The organism is Mycobacterium sp. TH-M106, assembly GCF_057473765.1.
The window spans coordinates 1-1,062 of record NZ_JBYCLE010000626.1 but is presented as its reverse complement, the minus strand read 5'-3'; the positions used below and the strand labels follow the sequence as shown (position 1 = coordinate 1,062).

Sequence of the window (1,062 nt, the reverse complement as noted above, 5' to 3'; positions counted from 1 at the left end):
GCTTGATGACGACCTGGTCCTGGCCCGGGAAATGCTGCACCCAGCGGCGCAACGCCTCGAGTCCCGCGTCGGTCGTCTCGTAGAGCGTGATGGCGCGTTTGCCGGATCGGGCGCCGATCTGGTTGACCATCCCGCGCACCAGCAGGCGGCTCAGTTCGCGCCGCACATGGCTGACCGACGGCGACCAGTAGAAGTGCCCGACCGACAGCTCCGCGCGCGTCTTGATCTCGCCGGCGGTGAGCTGCTCGTCGTTGGCCGCCAGGACCCCCAGGACGAGGTAGGCGGTGACGGGCAGGCCGTTGCTGGTGCGTGCGGGACTCACGGGACCGTCTATTCCTGGCGGGTGAAATACGGCAGCGTCAAATCGGCTCCGACGGCATGGAATTCGACCTGGACCCGCATGCCGATCGCCAGCGCCTCGGGTGCCACGCCGATCACGTTGGTCAGCATCTGGTAGCCCTCGTCCAGCGTGACGATGGCCGGGGCGTAGGGCGGCGCGAACTCCGCGGTCACCGGCCGGTGCACCACCGTCCAGCTGTAGATCTCGCCGAGGCCCGCGCTTTCCACCCAGAGCAGGTGGTGCGAAAGGCATTGGCGGCAATGCTCGGTGGGGGGAAAGTTCGCCACACCGCAGGACTCGCAACGTTGATAGCGCAGTTCTCCGGCTCGGCATCCCGCCCAGAACGGGACGCTGAGCGGGCTGGCGGCGTGCGGGACGGGCCCGGTCTGTGGTCGCATGGTGTTCAACGCGGTTCGTCTCCCAGGATCAGCACGGTGGTGAACAGGGCCCCCGCACCGCCGTTGCTGCACAACGCGATGTGGGCGTCGGGAATTTGGAGGTCGCCCGCGCGGCCGCGCAGCTGCTGCACGGCGCGCACGGCGCGCTGCATCATCTGCGGGTTGGAGCCGGCGTGGCTGAACGACATGGTCCCCCCGTCGGTGGTGATCGGATGGCTGCCGTCCAGGGCGATGTGGCCGTCGGCGACGAACGGCCCGCCCTCGCCGTCGCCGCAGAAGCCGAAAGCCTCCAACTGGCGGATGATCTCGAAGGAGAACGGGTCG

Annotated in this window: 3 protein-coding genes; all 3 read right to left on the bottom strand. The window is 68.6% G+C overall.

Annotated features, from left to right (window positions below):
• Positions 1–322 (bottom strand): PadR family transcriptional regulator (locus AC2VOP_RS21065; RefSeq protein ID WP_486962770.1); only part of this gene is annotated, 322 nt, incomplete at its 3' end.
• 8 nt (positions 323–330) lie between these two features.
• Positions 331–738: a Zn-ribbon domain-containing OB-fold protein gene (locus tag AC2VOP_RS21060; protein ID WP_486962769.1), complete on the bottom strand. Its 408-nt coding sequence runs from the start codon at positions 736–738 to the stop codon at positions 331–333.
• A gap of 5 nt (positions 739–743) precedes the next feature.
• On the bottom strand, positions 744–1,062 hold a 319-nt coding region (locus tag AC2VOP_RS21055; protein WP_486962768.1), incomplete at its 5' end, for a thiolase C-terminal domain-containing protein.